This is a genomic window from Lactobacillus sp. ESL0680 (genome assembly GCF_029392855.1).
Classification (GTDB): domain Bacteria; phylum Bacillota; class Bacilli; order Lactobacillales; family Lactobacillaceae; genus Lactobacillus.
On record NZ_CP113945.1, the window covers coordinates 941,513 to 963,349 of the forward strand.

The window sequence follows — 21,837 nt, forward strand, 5'->3', positions numbered from 1 at the left end:
CTAACACGTTAATGGGTGTTACCAATACTAGCTACTATTACTTCACTAGATAGCTCAAAGTTACTTTCCAGTTGCTATCGTGGTTCATTTTCACCGTCTGAACTCTCTGTGGCACTACTTGCAACTGTACTCTTCTTTTCTTCGCTTGTTAAATATTAATAATATTCTAATCATCGACCCATTTTTTGTCAACTAAAAAACAAAAAAGTTTGATGCAATGAACACTTATGCCTTTGCCCGAGCTGTTCTTTCTTTAATAAAATGACAAGCAAGCCCGATAACTAAACCAATAAGAGCAGGAATTAGCCAATCCATCCCAATTGCCGCAAACGGTAAGTACTTAAGCTGCACGGCATGTAAATTCAAAGCCCACGAACTTTGACTAATTACTGGCGGCAAGGCTGCAACCATGTCTAAAAAGGCTGGAATTAAAGTAAACAATACAACCCAAAAGTAAACAACAGAATCACGGTGAAATAGTGGTGACGTAATTGACAACAGAATTAGTACCATGGCAAACGGATAAAGGAACATCAACATTGGTGTTGACCAAGAAATAATCGTATCAAGGCCAAAATTAGCGGTCAAAAATGATGCTAAAGTCATCAAAAATAGCCAAGTATGATAGCTCACTTTAGAAAAACTACGGTGAAAATCTTGGGCAAATGCGGCAATTAAGCCGACAGCAGTTGTTAAACAAGTAACGGTAATCAATGTTGCTAGTAGTGCATGCCCGAAACCACCAAGGTAATAGGTAACAATTTGATTAAAGGCAACCCCACCATCTGGCGACAACTTGTAATGATTTAATGTTGTGGCCCCAAGCCAAATTAACGCAATGTATATTAAGCCAATCGTACCTGTTGCCAAAACGCCGGCCTTAGCGGTTACTTTGGCATTACTCTTAGCAGTCGTCTTGCCCATTTGCCGAACAGCAGTTACAACGGTTACCCCAAAGGCCAGCCCAGCCAAGGCGTCCATCGTATTATATCCTTGCAAAAAGCCGTTAAAAAATGGTGCCTGCTGGTAGGCAGTAGTAACTTTTTGCGCATTAGCACGACCCATTGGTGAGAAAAAGCCTAGCAAAAAAATTACGAACAATAATAGCAAAAAGAGTGGATTTAAGATTTTACCGATACTAGTTAAAATATTTGATTCCCTGTAAGCAACCAAAAAGGCACAAATAAAAAATAATGCCGAAAAAATAAACAGACCGACCTGTGCCCATGACTTAGGCAGCATTGGCAAAACGCCAACTGTAAACGAAATACTGGCAGTCCGCGGTGTCCCAAAAAGTGGGCCGATAGTCAAGTGAATTAAGACCATAAAGACCAAGGCAAATGCGGAACCAAGCGGCAGACCAATGTCATAGACCCCTTTTGCATGTGTCATACTAATTGCTAAAACTGATAGTAACGGCAGTAAAACCGCAGTTACCAAAAAGCCGAGGGTCGCCTGTCCCCAATTCGCTCCTGCCATTTGGCCCAAGTGAATTGGGAAAATCAAATTACCAGCACCAAAAAATAGCCCAAACAGTAACGAGGCAACAACTAAATACTGCTTCCAAGTTAATGGTTTTTGATTAACATCTTGTTCTAACTCATCCATACTTAACCTCCATTTTAATAAATTGTCTAACTTTTACTCGGATGCTAATTTTAACTTTCATGAGTCCATCACCTGCCCTATTTTTAGCAATAAAAAAGCACCCTTGATCTTACTTCAAGGGTGCTTATTCGGCATGGTACCACCTATCTTACTGTTAAATCCAGCTTTGCCTAAATTCAGCAGTCACTTCACGTACGGCTTTACTGCGATACGCTAACACGTTAATGGGTGTTACCAACTCTAGTTACTTTGTTCACCAGATAGCTCCAAGGGATATTCTGTTTGCATTCGTGGTTCCATTTCAGTAGCCGGAACTCTCTGTGCATTACCTGCAAACATACTTTTCTTTTCATTGCTTTTTAAATATTAAAAATATTTTAATAATTAACTCATTATTTGTCAAGTGGGCGGTAAATTATTTTAATTTAATTCCTTGCCCATAATGCCTGATAATAAAAAGCCTTGTAGCATTTTCAAAGTGCAACAAGGCTTTTTTGTTTTTTACCACATACCAATTACCTTAGTCCAAAGCAATCCGCCGCCAAGCCAGATAACATTAAGGACAACCCCGATAATTGCACTTAATTTCCACCAATCTTTATTAGATACATATCCTGTAGATGAAAGTAAAGCAGCAGGACCAGCAGAATAAGTTGAAGTTGACAAGTATAGTGAGCCATCAAGAGCAAGCATTAAGGCTGCCATCAATGGCGGCACGCCAGCACCGATTGCAACTGACAAGAATCCAGCATACAAAGCAGAAATCTGCGTTGTAATACTTGGGAACAAGTAGTGCAAGTAAAAGTAAACCAAGTAAAGAATTACTAAAACCCAAATCCAGTTCATGCCGTGTAGTGCGTTACCTAAGGTCTTTGAGAACCATGGGAAGAAGCCCAACGTCATTAACTTCTGGGACATTAACATGATAATTGACAGCCAAGTTAAAATGTTCCAAGCAAAACTTTGACCAAGTAAGTCCTTAACATTAATTACTCCCGTAATCAATAATAAGGCTACGGCAATAAAACTAACTTCAGTTGCGTCGATTCCGATTTTGGAACCTACAAGCCATAAGATAACTGCCAAGATAAAGACTGCAGCCATGATTTTTTCTGCAACAGTCGTTTTACCCAATTCTTTTAATTTGGCATTTGCCCAAGCATGAGCATTTGGTGTTTCTTTAACTTCAGGCGGATAAATCTTATATAAAATAAATGGAACAACAAGTAACGAAATAATTCCTGGAACAATTGCGGCAATAAACCATTGCATCCATGAAATCGAAACGTTCTGCGTCTTAGCGATTCCCAATGCCACCATGTTACCAGCTAGGCCAGTAAGAAACATGGTTGAAGTAACAATGTTGACTTCGTATTCATTAAAGACCAAGAATGAACCCATTTTTCTTTGAGTTCCCTTTTTAGGATCTGAACCCATTTCTTTTGATAAATTATCAATGATTGGGTACATGATGCCGTTAACCCGGGCATTATTACTTGGAATACCGATTGCCAACACAGTTTCAACCATTGATAAGGCATATGCTAAACCTAAAGTTCTCTTGCCGAATGTTTTAACAAAGAAATAAGCAATTCTTTTGCCCAAGCCTGACTTAATAAAGCCAGCAGCCATGAACATGCACATTGCAACCATCCAGGCAGTTGAATTACCAAAGCCGGCCGCAACTTCGTCCATTTTAAAGATACCAGTTAAGGTAGCAACAACAATGGCAATAATCGTGACTGCCATCATCGGCAGTGGCTTAGTTACACAGGCAATAATCGTTGCAATAAAGATTGCAAACAAATGCCAAGCAGGAACGCTGATTGCTCCTGGTTTTAATGGCGTTAATAGCCACAAAATGATGCCGACTGCTAAGGGCAGCACCCATTTTTTCCACTGAAATTTGTCTAACATTAGTTCTCTCCTTCACTTTTGGCGTTACTAATTGCTTGCTTAACTGCAGCTTTAAAGGCAGCACTAGTTACACTCGCGCCACTAACTGCATCGACATCAGTAGTCTGCTTAGCCAGCATTTCTTTAGTTAACGCCGGAATTGCACGTCCACCAAGAGATGGCGTTTCTTTTTGCTGTAAAGTTTCAATATTGGTAATTTGATTGTCACTTACAGTTGCACGGACAACAATCGGAACGTCGTTAATTCCGTTTTCACTAATTCCAATCCCTTGATTTGGACCAGCTTCATAGTCACTTGAGGAAGCATGAGCATCAGATTTCAATTCTGGTGCCTTACTTGCATGACTAATAAGGTCAAAGTCGACAATCTTCCGTTTTGGCCATGCGGCATTTTCTCCCGCAATTTTGCCAGAAATTAGTAAATCTGCAATACTGTTAGCACCAATATACTTAGTAGCAAAAATGTCGCCTAATTCCCCCGCTTCATACAGATGTGGAATTACATTATTAGCCATATCAAGTACTTCACAATTTTCATTGCGGCGGGCGCCACCATGAGTATGTAAAATATTATGACGAATCGGAATTGCATAGTATGGACCAGCACCAAAGGCACGCATTGTTTCAATGTTCCGGTTCAAAAGCAGATCGCGTTTAGTTACTTCAGTTACAAAGCCAAAATCTTCAACGGCTTGCAGCAATTTAGGAGCATTAATCTTCTCACCTAATTTTGGAATTGTATCAGCTTTAATTGCATAGGAGATTAGTTCCTTAATTTGGTCGGCCTTATCAGAAGTGTCATTAGCCAATTGCTCATATTGTCTTTGATCCATCACAATGTGCGGGTGATTTTGGTTCGGCAACATAATCCAGTTACCATGATTATATTTATAACCATGACGATCTTCTTCATCTTCACGATAATAACGGGTACCATCATCACCTGCGACAAAAATACTGCCGTTAAACAAACTCTTCCAGTTAATCATGTAGGCAAATTTTTCTCTTGGTTTGCCTTCGTTCAGTGAAAAGCCGTGAGAATCATAGTTGGACATGTGCCATAAACGCGCACCAGCTTCAACAGCCAAATCGATCCCTTTACCTTGGTTATATAAAGTTCCAATTGGTGCCAAAGATCCTTGTCCCAAAAAGTTCTGCACCATATCTTGGTTATTTTCAAAGCCACCACATGATAAAACCACACCATTTTTGGCAGCTACATAACGAACTTGCCCTTGGTGCTTAATTTGAACACCAAGAATTGTTTTCGTTTCTGGATCTTGAATTAGATGTTGTGCCGGACTTGAAAACCAAATATCAATTTTGTCTAGTCGTTCATAAACTTTTTTACGTAATAACTTCCAAAAGCCGCCATTATACATTCCTTGGGTCATTGATTGTGAACGCATCGTATCTGCATGGCGATATTCTGGGTATTCACCTTGAGGTCTTCTGCCTGTGTATTGGGCATCAATTCCAAAATATTCTTTTGAATATTCTTTCATTTGTAAAACGTTGTTAACAAACGCATCTAGATCTTTAGGATCATACTTGAATGGATAATAAGTTTGCTTATAATAATCACGCAAATCATCGAAATTATCACTCCAAGCAAACGCCCCGCCAGCATAACGGGTATTGCCCCCTTCTTGACCTTCTGGAGCAGAATCAATTAATAAGACTTTAGCATTATTGTCAGCCGCAAATCTGGCAGCGCCAGCGCCAGCACCACCAAAGCCAACAACAATAACATCATAAACTGCATCCCATTTAAGTGTTGAATTGTAAATCAAAATAATTACCTGCACTTTCATAAATCTTTACCAAAAATAAATATATCGGTTTCATAAATATAAATCTACTTTATTTTTAGCTAAAATCATTTTTAAAAATAGCCAATAAACGTTGAATTATCAAGTATTTATTGCTATTATTTGGGCGATTTAATATAATATAAAAAGATTCACTTATAAATAATATTTATTAATTTTCAAAAGGAATACAAATGAATGAAAAAGATTTGGTTTATTTTTGCAAATTAGTCGAAATCGGTAATTACACTACTACTGCAGCTTATTTTGAAGTTACACAGCCAACAATCTCAATGGCCATTAAAAGGCTTGCCAAAAAGTTCGACGACCCACTAATTATTCAAAAAAATCGTAAAAGCAAGTTGCTTTTAACTAATGCTGGCGAATTACTTTATCAAAAAGCCAAAATTCTTATCCAAGATATTGCAAGTATTGATTACGATGTTAAACACGCAAGCGACAAAAAAATCCGGCTTGCCTTTTCTGGTGAAGCCGGAAGTTCTTATATCCCCGATGTTATTCAAAAGTTTTTTCAGGCTGGACTTACCCACCTACTTGATACCCATATTGAACGATCAGCCGATGCTTTTTCCGATCTGACCAATGGCAAAGTAGATGTTGCGATTTATTCATGGATGGTTAAAATCAACGATCCAGATTACTTTATTCATAATTTACACAAAACAGAATTAGTAATCATTACCAGCTTAGATGATTCTTTAAAAGACGTTCATGAGATCAGTGCCGCACAATTACGTAATAAGCGTTTCATTGCCCGTGAACGTGGTTTCTTAACCAGAGAATGTCTTGAACAGGAAGCAAAATTGGGAAATTTCACGCCTAATATAATTTATACAGCAACAACGATGAAGTTAATGATTGACCTTGTCAAACGTAATGTTGGGATTGCCTTGGCAATGGAAAGCAGCATTAAAGATGTTCCTGGAATCCATATTGTTCGCCTGCAGCCGGGACAAAAATTATGGGCCTATATGCAGATTGCAATGCGCAAAAGTTTTGTTCCAAACAAGTATCAACGTGAAGGAATTGAGATTTTGCGACATTTTAAACCAGAAAAATAAGCTATTCAGATTTGAATAGCTTATTTTTTTATTTTATCTAAGACCAACGAATAATAAGGCAGCTAAAATTCCACCAACAAATGGTCCAACAATTGGAACCCAGCTGTATGCCCAATCTGACTTACCTTTATTGGCAATTGGCAGTACTTGGTGAGCAAGCCGCGGGCCAAAATCACGAGCCGGATTAAGTGCGATTCCTGTAGGACCACCAAGTGAAAAGGCAATTGCGGTAATTAGAGTACCTGCAAGAACAGGATTAAGTGCTGGATTCACGCCGCTCTTGCTAAATGCGAGCAGGCCATATACTAAAACAAATGTTGCTAGCATTTCAGCAAAAAAGTTCCAAAAGTAATTTCTAATGGCAGGTGCTGTAGCAAAACTAGTTAAAATAGCTTCTTGATCTGTAGTTTCCTTCCAATGTGGATAAAACATTAGCCAAACCAAAATGGCACCAACAAACGCACCGGCAACTTCTGCAAGTATATATGGCAAAACATATGACCACGAGAAACTACCCGAAACTGCCATAGCAACTGCGACTGCTGGATTGAAGTAGCCGGGAGTTAGCCATTTGACAAAATATACGGAGAAGGTAATTGCCATTCCCCAACCAAAGGCGATACCAACCCAATTAGCACCCTTAGCCTTTGACTTCGACAGTCCCATATCAGCACAGACACCGTCTCCTAATAAAATCATCATTGCCGTTCCAACAAACTCGCCAAGCAATTGCATACCCAAACTATTATGTAACATCTTAACTCCCAATCTTTCTAAAATTAGTAATTGAATTATTAACCTCATATTTATAAATATTGAACATTGTGGAAGCGCTTGAGTAAAATATATAATATTTTTTCACAATTGTAAATAGGTTTTTAACAAATATTTTTGTGAGCAAAAATGTTGTTATCACAACAAAATTATGATTTTTATTTTTTGACTTTGTGAAATAGTTTGTGAAAATTGTTTTATTAATCAGCAGACAATAAAATATGTAAGTATCGTTAATTTATTGACCAGCATAATGACATAATTATCGGGCTTATTAAGGTTTTAATGACTAACTTTATAAGTGAAAAATTATTTTGAAAGATACATATTTGCTTAAATATGTGATTTTTTTGCTTTAACAAAAAAATTCCCCAATAACCAAATATTGGGGAATTATTAAATTATTTACTTTTAAAATGTTTGGATTTTATTAAGCGGCCAATAACGTAAGACTACCTTACCAATTATTGCTTTTCTTGTTATCGGACCAAAAAAGCGCGAATCTTTCGAAATATCACGGTGGTCACCCATTACCCAATAATGACCTTTAGGAACCTGATACGTAAAATTCGTTGTATATGTTTGGCCAATTGCATTATCAGCTTTTTTATAGTCATTTTCTAGATAGGGTTCTGGCAATAATTTGCCGTTGACGTACAATTTGTCATTTTCAGACACGATTTTATCACCCGGCATACCGATTACCCGCTTAACATAAACTGAACCTGGGGTGTCCTGTGCAGCTTTAGGCGCATACAGAACAACTATATCGTTTCGCTTAAAAGAGCTATGACGTGATGAAATCAACCGCTCATTATTTTCAAAGTTGGGTTGCATTGATGCTCCAGATACCCGATCATTCGAAATTACAAAAGTCAGCAGCAGATAACATATTCCTAGGACAACTACCATCATGACAATCAGTTCACGAAAGAAACTGCCCCAACCTTCATCATTATTTTCTTTTTTCATTAAAATCTCTCCTTATATTTTGTTATTATATACCAAAAATTGTAAGCAAAAAATCCTTTAGACAATTTTGCCTAAAGGATTTTTAAAAGTATCAGTACTTGTGGTTAGTTAACAAGTATTAATTATTTAATTACTAAAAATAATAATGCGGCCAAGATACCACCAACAAATGGTGCAACAACTGGAACCCAAGCATATGCCCAGTCAGACTTGCCCTTATTAGCAATTGGGAACAATTGGTGAACCAATCTTGGTCCCAAATCACGAGCTGGATTAAGAGCGGCACCAGTTGAACCACCTAATGAAAGGCCAATAGCGCCTAATAATAAGCCGGCAACTAGTGGATTTAGACCTGGAGCAAATTGGCTCTTACTGAAGGCTAATAAGCCAAAGACAAGCATAAATGTGCCAATCATTTCCGCAAAGAAATTCCAGAGATACTTTCTAATGGCTGGTTCAGTTGCAAAAGTGCCCAAAATAACATCTTGGTCTTCAGTTGCCGCAAAATGAGGGTAGTATGTCAACCAAACAAGAATACCACCAACAAAGCCTCCGGCAACTTGAGCAACAAAGTATGGCAAAACAGAACTCCAAGGTAAGTTACCAACAATTGCCATTCCCAAGGTAACAGCAGGATTCAAATGTCCCGGACTAAGCCAGCTTACACAGTAAATCCCAAAAGCTAAGGCAAAGCCCCAGCCAAGAGTAATTGCCAGCCAGCCGGCACCACTACCTTTTGACTTTTTCAAATTAACAACGGCACAGATGCCATCACCAAACAAAACAAGGATAGCGGTTCCTAAGAACTCGCCAAGCATTTGCATTGTTAAACTATCATGCATTCTTTTTCTCCCTCACTTAAAAAGCATCAATACATTAATTTTACCTTAATCAATGATAACTTAACTTGTGAAGATGAAAAACTTTTTTGCTTAAAATCAGGTAATTAGAAATTAAATTCCCTAGTCTTTTACAACCAGTGGTTTAAGTTGAGCTTCAACTTCTGTGCGTGTGACACCAGCCTGGACAAGTGATGCAGCAGTGTATGCTCCCTCAATGAAGGCAGTATTGTATAAATGAACTGGCTTATCGGTCATTTCAAGCGCCATTTCCAAATTCATCTTGGCACTGCCAAGGTCATAAAACGCCAAAATTTCGTCAGCTGAATTATCCGCAAAGGCTTGCATAATCTTATCCATACTGGTACCAATATCGCCATCATTGGTGCCGGCAGCGACAGTAATTGAGACATCAGCTGCCACTTGGTCCAATAATTTTTTTAAGCCGCTTGCAATTTCTGGGACATGCGACACTAAAGTAATTCCTAAACTCATAATAACCCCTTTGTTTCTAGCATTGCTTCAAACAAGTAGCCGCTGGATTGGGAGCCGGGATCAACGTGTCCTTTTGAACGTTCGCCTAAATATGAAGCCCGACCTCTTTTAGCAACCATCTCTTTAGTAGCCTCAACAGCTGCCGCTATCTTATCTTGCGTCAAATTACCGGCCTTGACATCGGGAATTAATGCCTGCCAAACATCAACCATGGTTTTATCACCTGGCTTTGCGCCGCCACGCTTTTCAATTCCAGCAAGAGCTGCATCTAGTAATTCACCCAAGTCCATTGTGGTATTACTTTTCTTAGCCATTTCCAAAAAGGCAGTACCATAAAGCGGCCCTGAAGCACCGCCAACAGTTGAAATCAGCGTCATTGCAATTGTTTTAAAGGCTGCAGTCACATTAGCCGGCTTTTCAGTCAACTTTTGACTGACCGCTGTCATCCCCCGATTCATATTAAAGCCGTGGTCGCCATCGCCGATCGGCGTGTCCAAATCACTTAAAAGTTGCTGATTTACGGCAATTTTAGCCGCAAAATTATTCATCCATTCTGTTAAAGTATCAACTGTTAATGTCATGTTTAACCCTTTCTATTTCCAAGCAATTGTTGCAACTGGCATCTTTAATGCATCAAGCCACTTGTCATCCTGTAATTCAAACATGGTAAGTGATATTCCCGCCATGTCAAGTGATGTCATGTAATTGCCGATTTTGATAAATGCCGGCTTAATCTTAAATTGCTCAAGTTTATTTAATAAATCATTACTAAAAATATACTGTTCCATCAGCGGCGTTGCTCCCATCCCATTAACAAGTACAGCATATTTTTTACTACCATCAAGATGCATCTCGCTATCAAGCTTATTAACTAATTCTTCAACCAAATCCTTGGCAGGCTTAATCTTTTCACGACGATAACCGGGCTCTGAGTGGACACCAACGCCAAACTCAATCTCGTCATCTTTAAGGACAAAGCCAGGCTTGCCAGTTTCTGGATTAGTAGCTGCGGACAGGGCAACGGCAATTGTTTTAATATTTGGCAGAACCTGCTTGGCTAATTCGGCAATCTCATCAAGACTGGCACCATTTTGTGCAGCTGCTCCAAGTACCTTATGCATAAACAATGTCCCAGCTACTCCACGCCGACCTTGTGTAAAAGTGCTATTTTCTACAGCGATATCATCATCAACAACGATTGACTTAACCTTAATATCATCCATTTCTGCCAAATCTTTCGCCATATCAAAGTTCATGATGTCACCCGAATAATTTTTAATTATTAAGAAAACTCCTTGCCCTTGATCGACGGCCTTAATAGCCGCATAAATTTGATCTGGTGTCGGTGAAGTAAAGACCTGTCCGCATACAGATGCACTCAACATCCCTTTACCGACAAAGCCAGCATGAGTTGGCTCATGTCCAGAACCACCACCGGAAACAAGCCCGACTTTGCCCTTCATTGATTCCTTGTCTGAGCGCATAACAGCTTCAGCATCAGGAACTTGTTCAATAAATTGGGGATAAGACCGGACCATACCGGCAACCATTTCTGGTACTACATTAGCAGGATCATTGATAATTTTTTTCATTTTGGATCTTCTTTCGGTTTGCAATCTAAAATCTTATTACAATCTGATTATATCAGCAAGCGCTTCCATAAGCTAATATATTATTAACAAAAAAAGCGAAGATTACTCTTCGCTTTTAAAACTATTTTCGAATTACCTGATAGCGGTTTGACCGATCTTCATGTGGCGCTTCTGAAGCATGACCGACAGCAACAATTACTGAAGTCACATATTCAGGAGTTATGCCTAATTCTGCTTGCAAATCTGGTGCAGTATTTAGCTTGCCGGCAGCCATCATTAAGTAAACGGAACCTAAATTAAGATTGGTAGCCTCGACCATGATGTTTTCAGCAGCAGCTGAAGCATCCCGTTCACCGTAACGACTATCTTTTTGAACATTAATTACAAATAACAATGGCGCACCATAGCAGGCATTATCAGTTATCTGTTCAATCTTTTTCAGTAAATCCTCATCTTCTACTACCGTCATTTGCATAACTGCTGTTTCATGCATTCCACACGGTGCTGCTTGGAACGCCTTAATTAGTTGCTCAATCGCTGTTTGCGACACTTTTTCATCGGTGTATTTGCGAACAGCAACGCGCTTTAAAATTGGATCTGACATTTTGGGACTTCTTTCTCAACTATTGATTCACGGCTTGACCACTCTTATGATTCAAGTCTGACCACTTAATGTAGTAAGTCTTTAAGCTTTCTACAAATGTAATGCCAACAAACTTGGTCTTATGAATTTTCTTGGTTTTAACAACTAACACAACTTTGCCTTTGGCAATTGTTCCACCCAAGTTCTTGCCCTTACTGTTATAGGCATAAGCTTTACGCTTTAATTTATAAGATGCAGCTGGTGAAGTTTTTACATTCTTGGCATCAATGTATTGCTTCTTATTATCAAATTGCAATAAGCTCTTGCCTTTAGTTGAGATAAAACCTGTAACGTAAATAAACATATTCTTCTTTAGCTTGGTTTTACCTTTTTTAACTTTGTTGCCCTTAGCATCATAAATAGTCGAATTTTTCTTCAGCTTAACATACTTATTAATGTAACCTAAGGCAGCTGTATTACTAGTTGAATTACTAGATGCCGGTTGGTCCTTTGCTGGTTGATTATCAGCAGTCGTTGTTCCTGTCGTATTTTGTTGCTGATTAGTATTAGCAGGTTGACTAGTAGCCGGCGTTTCTTCAGTTGCCGCATTTACTGGTGCTGCGATCGTTAATCCGAGTGACAAAGAAGCAGTACCAATTAGGCCTAATAATAAATTTTTCTTCATATTTACACCTCATAATGTAATCATTTTATTTCTTATGATTTATTTTACTACATTAACTTTGTAATTACTCCTTATAAAAGTAAATGTAATACTTTGTAATTTCTTTTTCAGCTGCTAAATAAGAAAGTTTAGCTTTAAAATCAAAATAACTTATAATAAATATAATGTAAATCATAACCGCTATTTTTAGAAAGATGAATATGGAAAATATAAACGATCAGCCAATAGAAATCTTAGTTACTATCGACCAAAACTACATCAAACCGCTTGAAGTCATGATATATTCACTCAAACTTAATAATCTTGAGCAACAGATGCGCATTTGGATCATCTACGATAACATTAGTACCTCTGCCTTAACTGCCTTGCAAAACTTCGGGCAAAAAATTGGTATCCAAGTTGAAGCTTTGGCAATGAATGCGGACTTTACCTTCCCTGAATCTTTGCTTAACCTGCATGACTACCCACAGGAAATGTATTTTCGGTTATTATCCGGCAAAATCCTACCGTCTAAATTGCACCGTATTATTTATCTTGATCCTGATATTCTAGTAATCAATTCAATTAGGCCACTATGGGACTTAGATTTACAGGGTAAAATGTTCGCCGCAGCCGTCCATGAGGGGCTAACTGATATCATGAGCTCGATTAACAACATTCGCTTAGGAACCACGACCGCCTATTTTAATTCCGGTATTATGCTAATGGACTTGGACCAAATGCGGCAAAAAGTTAAGCTTGATGATCTTACTGATGCCATTAATGAGCACCATGATACTTTAATTTTGCCCGATCAAGATATTCTAAATTACTTATATGGTGAAGATATTCTTCAAATTCCGGAAACACAATGGAATTATGACGCTCGTGCATACTCTGTCTATCTAACCCGAAGTGCGGGCGAATATAACCTTGAATGGGTAATGCAAAATACCTCAATTCTGCATTTCTGCGGTAAGCCAAAACCATGGCAAAAAGAAAACCATTCTCGCTTCAAAGCACTCTACTTAAATTATCAGCAAATGACTAACAATTTAACAAAAGCAAAAAAATAATTTGCACAATCGCAATTTTTCTATTGAAGGTCTGCTTAACTGTGCTAAAATAATTAAAGTTGCTGGATATCAAGCGACACAACGCATTACGTGAATTACGTGCCGATTGTTTACAATCGATTTTGTGTTGTCTATTTTATAATTTTTATAGAAAAGAGAAGATACATTATGGCTTCAATTAACAAATCTGAACTTACTAAAGAAGTTGCAGCAAAGACTGGCCTTAAGCAAAAGGAAGCTGAAGAAGTTATTGACGCTTTCATCGGCTCAATCAAGGACAACTTGACTAAGGGTGAAAAGGTTCAAATCATTGGCTTCGGTTCATTTGAAGTTCGTCAACGTGCAGAAAGAAAAGGTAGAAACCCACAAACTGGTAAGACCTTAACTATTCCTGCTACTCAAGTACCTGCATTCAAGCCTGGTAAGGCATTAAAGGATGCAGTTAAATAATCTTTTAACTTAAAACATAAAAGACCAGCAAGCAATCTGCTTGCTGGTCTTTTTTTAACGACTTTGGTGATTTAATTTCTTCGCAAAGAAATCACCGACAATTTGGACAATAAAAATCAAAATAATTACAAGAACTGTTGCGACCAGGGTTACATCATTATCAAACCTGTTATAGCCATATGAGATAGCTGTATTCCCTAGTCCACCGGCACCAATGGCCCCAGCCATTGCAGTTAAGCCAATCAAACTAATAATTGTCACAGTGGACACGCGAACTAATTCAGAACGAGCTTCATTTAAGTAAACACTAAAAATAATGTCCCAGATAGTTGCTCCTAGGCTCTGTGCGGCTTCAATCTTACCCTGTGCCACACTCTCTAAGGCAACCTGTACTTGCCGAGCATAAAATGGAAAGACACCCAGGGTTAGCGGTACTAAGGCAGCCTTCATTCCGATTTGAGTACCTACAATCTTTTGCGTAACTGGTGCAATAAAGGCAAGCAAAATGATGAAGGGAATTGCCCGGAAAATTGAGACTACTTTATCACAAATATTAAACCAGAATTTGTTCGGGCGAATGCCACCATCCTTGGTCAAAACAAGAATCACACCAAAAATAATTCCTAAAATTCCACCAAAGATTGCTGACCAAAAGGTCATAAAGAGCGTTTGCACGATACTGGTACCCCAGCCGGCATCCCCACTCCAGCCAAGTTGAACCACATTTGGAAATACACTACTAAACCAACTACTCATACAAATTCCCCTTTTCATCAAATCTAGTTAATGACACTTGTTGCTTTTGCAAAAAGGCAACCGTTTCTTTTTGTTTTTCACTGTCGCCCTTGACCAAGACCAACAAGGTCCCAATTGGCTCATCATCAAGCAGTTCCACATTGCCATACAGCATGCTGACCTCAACGTCAAGTTCACGATACAGGTCAATGACAATCGACTTGGTCACATTGGCTACACTGTACACTAGTTGATAAATAGCTTCATCTTCATTCAAATGGTCTAAATTCAGCGTATCTAGAGTATTAATGACTTCAAGTGAGCCACCAACAAAGCTCTTAGTCAAAGAATTTTGCGGATTTAAGACAACATCACGCAAATTGCCCTTTTCAACAATCTTGCCTTGTTCCATCACGGCCACTTTGTCACAGATTTTTTTAACTGCATCCATTTCGTGCGTGATTAAAACAATTGTCAAATTCAATTCTGCCTTCAATTTTTTCAATAAAGCCAGAATTTGTTGCGTATTCTGTGGGTCTAAAGCACTAGTTGCTTCGTCCGAAATCAGAATATCTGGTTCGTTGGCAAGGGCGCGAGCAATTGCTACTCGCTGCTGCTGTCCCCCAGATAATTGAACCGGATAAAAGTTAGCCTTATCTTTTAGATCAACCAAGTCTAATAGGTGCAATGATTTTTCTTCAATTTCTTTGTCTTTTAAACCAGAATGCTTCAAGGCAAAGGAGACATTCTCAAGAACGGTTACTTCATTTAATAGGTTGAAACTCTGAAAAATCATGCCGATATTTCTACGTGCTAGTTGCAGCTGCTTATTGGAAATGACTTGCTTGCCATCCTTAATAAAGTCGATACCGTTGACTTGAATGTCACCAGCAGTTGGCTTTTGCAGCAAGTTAATTGTTCTAACCAAGGTAGACTTGCCGGCACCAGAGAAACCGACAACGCCATAAATGTCCCCTTTTTCAACTTCTAAATTGACATCTTGCACTGCATGAACGACTTTACCTTTTTTATCTGGAAAATCCACATTAACGTGCTTTAAATCGATAATACTCATTAACAATCACCCTTTACTAAAACTTGATATCCCAAGCTGGTAGTTCCATTTTACCAAAATACTTCTTAAATAATTTTTTGGTTTCAACCGTTTGATATGCCTTCACAACAGCTTGATAATCTTGATTATCTTTTTGATCTTTTCGAGCACAAATGATATTTACCCATTTTAGTGAATCTTTGTTAAGCGGCTCAACAAAGATTGTTTGCTTCTCACCAAGACCTGCTGGTATCGCAAAAGTATTATTAACAATTGCGGCATCAACACTATTAACTACCCGACCACATTGGTCATCACTAGCTTCCTTGATTTTTAAATTATGCGGGTTCTTGACAATATCTGCAACTGTTAGTAACGCCTTATTTTTACGTAATTTAATTAGACCCGCATTTTTGAGGACGATTAATGAACGTGATTCATTTGTGGCATCATTTGGTACCGCAATCGTCGCACCATCTGGCAATTGACTCAGCTTATGATACTTTTTAGAGTAAATTCTGATTGGCGAAATTTGTGTCCGGCCAATAGCAACAATATCACCATGATTTGCCTTATTCCATTCCTTTAAGAAAGCATAGTGTTGGAAGGAGTTAAGATCAATATCGCCGTTTTTTAGTGCCTTATTAGGTTGATTATAATCGGTAAAGTTCTTAAGCTTAATCGAAACGCCATACTTCTTTTTAGCTAAGGCAGCCGTATGATTCCAAATGTCCTGATCGGATTTGTTAATACTTACGACCCCGACAGTTACAACGTGATTTTGCGATTTGGGCTTGTTTAGACCAGGTCCAAAACCAAACCAAGCAGCAATAATGATAACTACGGCAATAATTAACCAAATAATAATATTCTTGCGTTTTTTATGACTCATGATAAATGTTCCTTTCTATTTTAAAGTAATATCCCAAGCAGCAATTTCCATATCGCCATAATACTTTTTATATAAATTCTTAGTTTCTTGCGTTTGGTAAGCCTTCACAACATCTTGATAATCCTTGTTGTTAGTCTGACCTTTTTAGCACAAATAATGTCAATCCATTGCTGTGAATCCTTATTAACCGGTTCAACAAAGATTGTCTGCTTCTTGCCTAAACCTGCTGGTCCAGAAAAGTCATTGTTGACGACTGCGGCATCTACTGAATTAATCACGCGGCCACATTGTTCAGCACTGATTTCTTTTATTTTTAAGTTACGGTGGTTTTGAATAATATCAGAAACCGTAACTAAGCTTTTGTCTTTGCGTAAACCGATTAAGCCAGCATTTTTCAAGACGAATAATGCTCTAGATTCATTAGTTGGGTCGTTGGGTACTGCAATCGTTGCGCCGTTAGGTAATTGACTAAGCTTGTGGTACTTCTTTGAGTACAACCTAATTGGAGCAATGTAAGTTTTACCAATTGGTACGACACCGCCATGATTGGCCTTGTTCCAACTTGCCAAGAATGAATAATGTTGAAAGGCATTCAAATCAATATCACCATTTTTCAAGGCTTTGTTCGGTTGATTATAATCAGTGAAATTTTTGATTTGCACGGTAATGCCGTATTTTTTCTTGGCAGTTTGTTTAACGTGCTGCCAAATATCCTGTTCTGGCTTGCTTTCACCAACTACCCCAACAGTAACCGTATGTGATTTTGAACCATGATTCAAACCTGAACCAAAGCCAAACCACGCAGCAATCAGCACAATGACAACAATCAATATGCCAATAATTAGCTTGCGCTGTTTTTTCTTACTCATTAATCCTTACCTCCAAAATTGCAATAAAAAAAGCACTCATCACAATCAAGGACGAGTGCTCGTGTTACCACCTTTAAATTTATCTATTACTCACGTAATAAATCTCACTAGCTATCAAACAATAGCTTGCAAAGATAACGGATGCAACTCCGCCATTAGCTAAATATCACTAACAGTCATCATTTCAAGCCCATGTTCGCTACTACTTAACTGCTGGCTCTCACCACACTGCCAACTCTCTTTATTGTTAAGAAAATAGTTACTCTGCTTTTCAAGATGTATTAATTATTTAATTGTTTATTAATTTATCATTCAAGCTGAGTGCTGTCAACCCTAGAATAAAATTTATTTATTGTTAGTTTTTTTGAAAGCTTTAATTTGGGTCATGTGGTAGCGACCAACGCCGTAAGTCACAATTGCCATCCCGATAACCTGCCACCAAAAGTTATGATTTGTTGCTTCTGCTTGAACAATACTGCCCACTAGAATAACCACACAAATTAGAAGAATTACGCCGGACCAGATAATTTGTTTCATTTTTGAACTTCCTTTCGCAAATAAGTTAAAAAAGCATAAGGATATTTATCTTGGTAATTAGGTGCATGACTTACTTTCTTAACTAAATTGAATTGCTGATAATCAAGGGGTGTCATTACCGTATCACCAGCAAAAGTGGCATCAATCACGGTTCTTTCAAGACAGTCAACGCGATCTTTCAATGCCGAAAAAACCGAGTTGCCACCAATTACACTGATTTGCTCCTGCTGGTGAGCAGTCAGCCAATTATTTAATGCAGTAAGTGAGTCTAACATCACAACTTGCTTATTTTCAGCATATTTGGCAATTAATTGTTCATCTTTAGTCAAAACAACGTGCAATCGCTGCGGCAATAACCTTGGTAAACTCGTAAAAGTATTGCGCCCCATAACTATTGGATGGCCAATGGTTAGTTCCTTAAAATGTTTCATGTCACCAGGCAGCTGCCATGGCAAATGTCCGTTTAGACCAATTTGACCCTTTTGATCTTCTGCCCATACAAAAGTAATCATCAATTCACCTCTAACTTTATTATACGGCTCCATTAGCTTTAATTGTTCCGTAATGCCTTAACTTGACCAATTTTATAATTGTTTAAACTTCATCCTGGGCAATTAAGCAGCCTAAATTAGAAGTTGAAAATTAATTCGACCATTCTAACATGCAATATGCTATAGTTAATAAGATAAAATTAGATTGAGGAGTATCAGTAATGACCAAAAAAGACGATCAAAAAACGGTTGAAAATTTTAACAAAATGAAAGTAACTGAAGCTAACCTTGTGCGTGATTTACAAGCTGTCGTTAAAGATCCTGCTAAAGAAGCAGAATTAAGCGATGACATTTTTGCTAATCACAAGTCATGGCTGCAAATAATTATGCCTAATTATTCGCCTGAAATGCACTTAGCATTAGTTGACAACTACGAAAAAGAAAGTCGTTACAAGTCATACTACGATGATAAGGCTGGCAAAGGTGCGACTGCAATTTTAGTCAAAGTTGTTAAAGAGCATTTAGCAAAATAAAAGGTGAAGTTCTTCAATTATTGAAGAATTTCACCTTTTTTAGTATTTCAAAAAGTTACTCACCTTTAAATGTGCCCGCCTCAACTTGCTTAATAAAGTCGGCAACGTGCTTATAGTAAACATCAGGATTATCTACCATTTGGTGATGGCCAGCATCCGGTGTTGTTACTAAACGAGAATTCGGGATTTCTTTTTGCATAATTTTGGCTGTTTCTAGTGGCATCGTATCTTCTTCACCAAAAGTCAGCAAGGTTGGCATCGTTATCTGTTTTAGATATTTTCTAAAATGCCAATCCTTTAACTTACCAGTAACCACAAATTCATTATCACCTTGAAAAGCATGATAGACAGGTAACCCGCCAATTCTTTTAATATGATACAACTTGCAAGGCTGCCGCCGATCAAGAAAGTTAATATTTAAGATTTGGATATCTTCACGATAGCGTGGATTAGCAAAATTATGGTTATCCTCACATTCACGCATAAAGTCAATTTCTGTTTGCGGAAAAATTTCTTGTCTACGGCGATTAATTGATTCAATGTAATCATCAATTTCATCTACCATTGAAGAAATAATCGTCCCCTTAAGGTGAGAACCATATTTTACAGAATATTCCTGTGCAAGCAGTCCTCCCCAGCTTTGACCAATTAGATAAAAATTGTCTAATCCCAGTTTATCTCGAACCTCATCAACCTCATCAAGGAAATACTCATAAGTTAGATACTTTTCAGCAATTTTGGGGTCAGAATAATCTGGCTGATCTGAATAAAGCGACCCTAATTGGTCGTACATCGTTACTTGAACATGCAGACCTTGCTTTGCTAGTTGATCGGCAGCATCCTCCCAATATTCATGATTACCACCAGGTCCGCCATGTAACGCAAGTAAATGAATATCGCCCTCTCCTTGCGTACTAGTCCATAAATGATAGCCATTATCCAATGTAATAATTTTTGATCCAGTTTTCATGCTTTTTCCTCATATATTTAATAGTTATTTGCTATATCCTACCTTGTACCATAAAGGTTGGGAGTTATTTGTGTGTGACGGTTTGAGTGAATAGCCAGTTAATGCATCATTAACGGCAGTAATTTGATAAGAATTATCGATTGGGATAACGTAAGCTTCATCATTCATGTATTCTTGCCACTCATGGAATTTTTGTACCCGATATTTATGGTTAAATGCCTTTGAAGAATTGAGTTCTGCCATCAATTGATTATTTTTAGCTGTCACAAATCGAGACATATTAAACGGTGCGGTTTCACTGTAATAAGTTTGCGGCGATGGTTCTGATGGCATCGACCAGCCACCAATAAACATATCAATTCCCGGATCATCGTGTTCTAGCTTATCATAAAACGAGTTGTGCTCAATTAAGCGTCCTGATGCTAGTTGAACATTTAGTCCGATTTTATGCCATTGCTGAATATAATTTCGAATAATAGGTTCTTGAGTTGAGTCACCACTCATTGCAGCAATATTAATCGTTAATGGCTTACCATTAGGCTGAATACGCCACTTTCCCTTCTTTTTATAGCCAGCTTTATCTAAAATACTATTGGCCTTTTTTAGATTGTAGGAATAGCTCTTAGCATTTTTATCGAAATAATCGCCGAATTGTGCTGGGATTAAGGTAGGAACTCTAAAAGTTAAGCCATAACTATAACGTTTATCAACTGCATCAACGTTCATTGCATAACCAATCGCTTGACGCAATGACTTGTTATTCATTTTTGCCTTAGGATTTTCAATGTTCTTACTTGTCTTATTGTCCCATTTCCCTACTTTAAAGGCTAAATAGTGATAACTCAAAGGAATTTGGGCAACGAAATTGACTTTTTTAGTATCTTTAACTTGGTTCCATTGAGTGTTAATAACCTGCATTACGTCAAACTTGTGACTTTTAATTGCTTGTGAAGCGGAATTAGGTGAAACCACTGAGATAACAATTTTATTTAATTTTGGTGTGCCACGCCAGTAATACTTATTAGGCGTCCAAGTAACAGATTGACCACGGACAATCTTATCAATTTTAAAGGCACCAAAAAATAGTGGGTTCTGTCTGATTTTATCTGAAGATTTTAACTTAGAAAAAGGTACATCCTTTAAATAGTGATATGGTTCTACCGCATCCCACAAATAGCGATTTCCTGTATTGAACATACTAGGATTGACCTCTTTGAAGTGCATAATAATAGTTCTACCATTATCACCATCAGGCATTTCAATTCCCGAAATAGTCTTAGCCTTCCCATCATGATAGGCTTTTAGCCCATTAAGAATTTCAAATTGACTGCTGTATCTTGGGCAATTGGTATCCTTATTAGCTAAAATTTCATAAGCATATTCATAGTCTTTGGCAACAACTTGCTTACCATCAGACCATTTGACACCCTTTTTAATCGTTATCGTAGCTGTTTTCTTTTTTACATTTAGCTTAAGAGTAGCCGGTCCCTTGTCAGTAACTTTATAATGGTCGTCGCTATCAAACAATGTTTCCAGACCTGGAGCCGCAACTTGAGAGTCAATGTCATCAGAAGACAATTCTTGTGAAAATATTCCAGAAAAAGGAGTGTCTGTTTCAAGGCCAATCTTCACAGTGCCGCCCTGTTTGCTGGCTTTTTGCGGAGTTGACATAGGAAAATTAGATGCCGTCTTAGTTTCATCCTTGGCGGTATTGTTCTTACCACATCCAGCTAAGACAAGACCAGAAAGACTGATAATTCCCAAAGATTTAAATAAATTTGGTTTGTTCATTGTGATATATCCCTCATTTCTACATTTAATTTTTATATTTAAATAATATATCACAATATTTTAATAAAAACATCATATTTTTTAGAAGGAATACTTAATTTA

Annotated in this window: 22 protein-coding genes, 1 pseudogene and 2 other annotated features; of the genes and pseudogenes, 4 read left to right on the forward strand and 19 right to left on the reverse strand. The window is 37.9% G+C overall.

What is annotated here, in order from left to right; all coding sequences use genetic code 11:
* Nucleotides 1-225: 225 nt before the first annotated feature.
* From brnQ to OZX58_RS04565, 3 genes are all read right to left on the reverse strand, one after another.
* Nucleotides 226-1,608 (reverse strand): branched-chain amino acid transport system II carrier protein, encoded by a 1,383-nt coding sequence (gene brnQ, locus OZX58_RS04555; protein ID WP_277140454.1) that lies wholly within the window; start codon nucleotides 1,606-1,608, stop codon nucleotides 226-228.
* A 113-nt stretch (nucleotides 1,609-1,721) separates the two neighbouring features.
* Nucleotides 1,722-1,970, reverse strand: a binding site (T-box leader).
* A gap of 139 nt (nucleotides 1,971-2,109) precedes the next feature.
* Nucleotides 2,110-3,525 carry a DASS family sodium-coupled anion symporter gene (locus tag OZX58_RS04560; RefSeq protein WP_277140455.1) on the reverse strand — a complete coding sequence of 472 codons (1,416 nt, stop codon included), beginning with the start codon at nucleotides 3,523-3,525 and terminating at the stop codon, nucleotides 2,110-2,112.
* Complete coding sequence (locus OZX58_RS04565) at nucleotides 3,525-5,318, reverse strand: FAD-binding protein (RefSeq protein ID WP_277141749.1); 1,794 nt, start codon at nucleotides 5,316-5,318, stop codon at nucleotides 3,525-3,527. Before OZX58_RS04565 ends, OZX58_RS04560 begins: the two co-directional genes overlap by 1 nt.
* A gap of 212 nt (nucleotides 5,319-5,530) precedes the next feature.
* Here OZX58_RS04565 and OZX58_RS04570 point away from each other — a divergent pair, with 212 nt between their 5' ends.
* Nucleotides 5,531-6,418 (forward strand): LysR family transcriptional regulator, encoded by an 888-nt coding sequence (locus OZX58_RS04570; RefSeq protein ID WP_277140456.1) that lies wholly within the window; start codon nucleotides 5,531-5,533, stop codon nucleotides 6,416-6,418.
* A 33-nt stretch (nucleotides 6,419-6,451) separates the two neighbouring features.
* Here the strand turns inward: OZX58_RS04570 and OZX58_RS04575 are convergent, their stop codons facing one another.
* The 8 genes from OZX58_RS04575 to OZX58_RS04610 form a co-directional block, all read right to left on the reverse strand.
* Nucleotides 6,452-7,174, reverse strand: coding sequence for an MIP/aquaporin family protein (locus OZX58_RS04575; protein ID WP_277129563.1), 723 nt, complete (start codon nucleotides 7,172-7,174; stop codon nucleotides 6,452-6,454).
* Between the two features lie 429 nt (nucleotides 7,175-7,603).
* Nucleotides 7,604-8,164, reverse strand: coding sequence for a signal peptidase I (gene lepB, locus OZX58_RS04580; protein ID WP_277140457.1), 561 nt, complete (start codon nucleotides 8,162-8,164; stop codon nucleotides 7,604-7,606).
* 122 nt (nucleotides 8,165-8,286) lie between these two features.
* Entirely contained in the window at nucleotides 8,287-9,006 is a 720-nt protein-coding gene (locus tag OZX58_RS04585; RefSeq protein WP_277140458.1) for an MIP/aquaporin family protein, read from the reverse strand.
* A gap of 120 nt (nucleotides 9,007-9,126) precedes the next feature.
* Nucleotides 9,127-9,498, reverse strand: coding sequence for a dihydroxyacetone kinase phosphoryl donor subunit DhaM (gene dhaM, locus OZX58_RS04590; RefSeq protein ID WP_277140459.1), 372 nt, complete (start codon nucleotides 9,496-9,498; stop codon nucleotides 9,127-9,129).
* Nucleotides 9,495-10,079 (reverse strand): dihydroxyacetone kinase subunit DhaL, encoded by a 585-nt coding sequence (gene dhaL / locus OZX58_RS04595; RefSeq protein ID WP_277140460.1) that lies wholly within the window; start codon nucleotides 10,077-10,079, stop codon nucleotides 9,495-9,497. Before dhaL ends, dhaM begins: the two co-directional genes overlap by 4 nt.
* Before the next feature lie 12 nt (nucleotides 10,080-10,091).
* The gene (dhaK, locus tag OZX58_RS04600; protein WP_277140461.1) at nucleotides 10,092-11,090 is read right to left on the reverse strand and encodes a dihydroxyacetone kinase subunit DhaK; all 999 of its coding nucleotides are present in this window, start codon (nucleotides 11,088-11,090) and stop codon (nucleotides 10,092-10,094) included.
* A 121-nt stretch (nucleotides 11,091-11,211) separates the two neighbouring features.
* Entirely contained in the window at nucleotides 11,212-11,694 is a 483-nt protein-coding gene (locus tag OZX58_RS04605) for a nitroreductase family protein (protein ID WP_277140462.1), read from the reverse strand.
* A gap of 19 nt (nucleotides 11,695-11,713) precedes the next feature.
* Entirely contained in the window at nucleotides 11,714-12,358 is a 645-nt protein-coding gene (locus OZX58_RS04610) for an SLAP domain-containing protein (protein WP_277140463.1), read from the reverse strand.
* 200 nt (nucleotides 12,359-12,558) lie between these two features.
* On the opposite strand from OZX58_RS04610, the gene OZX58_RS04615 reads away from it, so the two are divergent.
* Nucleotides 12,559-13,413, forward strand: a complete 855-nt coding sequence (locus OZX58_RS04615; protein WP_277140464.1) for a glycosyltransferase family 8 protein — start codon at nucleotides 12,559-12,561, stop codon at nucleotides 13,411-13,413.
* Nucleotides 13,414-13,581: 168 nt separating this feature from the next.
* Complete coding sequence (locus OZX58_RS04620) at nucleotides 13,582-13,863, forward strand: HU family DNA-binding protein (RefSeq protein WP_277129553.1); 282 nt, start codon at nucleotides 13,582-13,584, stop codon at nucleotides 13,861-13,863.
* A gap of 54 nt (nucleotides 13,864-13,917) precedes the next feature.
* Here OZX58_RS04620 and OZX58_RS04625 read toward each other — a convergent pair whose 3' ends face one another.
* The 6 genes and pseudogenes from OZX58_RS04625 to OZX58_RS04650 all read right to left on the reverse strand — a co-directional run bounded on the left by OZX58_RS04625 (nucleotide 13,918) and on the right by OZX58_RS04650 (nucleotide 18,462).
* Entirely contained in the window at nucleotides 13,918-14,619 is a 702-nt protein-coding gene (locus tag OZX58_RS04625) for a methionine ABC transporter permease (RefSeq protein ID WP_277140465.1), read from the reverse strand.
* Nucleotides 14,612-15,673 carry a methionine ABC transporter ATP-binding protein gene (locus OZX58_RS04630; protein WP_277140466.1) on the reverse strand — a complete coding sequence of 354 codons (1,062 nt, stop codon included), beginning with the start codon at nucleotides 15,671-15,673 and terminating at the stop codon, nucleotides 14,612-14,614. Before OZX58_RS04630 ends, OZX58_RS04625 begins: the two co-directional genes overlap by 8 nt.
* Before the next feature lie 16 nt (nucleotides 15,674-15,689).
* Nucleotides 15,690-16,544, reverse strand: coding sequence for a MetQ/NlpA family ABC transporter substrate-binding protein (locus OZX58_RS04635; protein ID WP_277140467.1), 855 nt, complete (start codon nucleotides 16,542-16,544; stop codon nucleotides 15,690-15,692).
* Nucleotides 16,545-16,559: 15 nt separating this feature from the next.
* A pseudogene (locus OZX58_RS04640) lies at nucleotides 16,560-17,413 on the reverse strand (MetQ/NlpA family ABC transporter substrate-binding protein).
* Between the two features lie 44 nt (nucleotides 17,414-17,457).
* Nucleotides 17,458-17,697, reverse strand: a binding site (T-box leader).
* A 61-nt stretch (nucleotides 17,698-17,758) separates the two neighbouring features.
* Nucleotides 17,759-17,950 carry a hypothetical protein gene (locus OZX58_RS04645; protein WP_277140468.1) on the reverse strand — a complete coding sequence of 64 codons (192 nt, stop codon included), beginning with the start codon at nucleotides 17,948-17,950 and terminating at the stop codon, nucleotides 17,759-17,761.
* Nucleotides 17,947-18,462 (reverse strand): dihydrofolate reductase, encoded by a 516-nt coding sequence (locus OZX58_RS04650; RefSeq protein ID WP_277140469.1) that lies wholly within the window; start codon nucleotides 18,460-18,462, stop codon nucleotides 17,947-17,949. Before OZX58_RS04650 ends, OZX58_RS04645 begins: the two co-directional genes overlap by 4 nt.
* A gap of 200 nt (nucleotides 18,463-18,662) precedes the next feature.
* Between OZX58_RS04650 and OZX58_RS04655 the strand changes: the two genes are divergently transcribed.
* Complete coding sequence (locus OZX58_RS04655; protein ID WP_277129546.1) at nucleotides 18,663-18,974, forward strand: TipAS antibiotic-recognition domain-containing protein; 312 nt, start codon at nucleotides 18,663-18,665, stop codon at nucleotides 18,972-18,974.
* A 55-nt stretch (nucleotides 18,975-19,029) separates the two neighbouring features.
* Here OZX58_RS04655 and OZX58_RS04660 read toward each other — a convergent pair whose 3' ends face one another.
* Together OZX58_RS04660 and OZX58_RS04665 are read right to left on the reverse strand one after the other, a co-directional pair.
* Nucleotides 19,030-19,944: a proline-specific peptidase family protein gene (locus OZX58_RS04660; protein WP_277140470.1), complete on the reverse strand. Its 915-nt coding sequence runs from the start codon at nucleotides 19,942-19,944 to the stop codon at nucleotides 19,030-19,032.
* Between the two features lie 24 nt (nucleotides 19,945-19,968).
* Complete coding sequence (locus OZX58_RS04665) at nucleotides 19,969-21,735, reverse strand: oligopeptide ABC transporter substrate-binding protein (RefSeq protein WP_277140471.1); 1,767 nt, start codon at nucleotides 21,733-21,735, stop codon at nucleotides 19,969-19,971.
* Nucleotides 21,736-21,837: the final 102 nt, after the last annotated feature.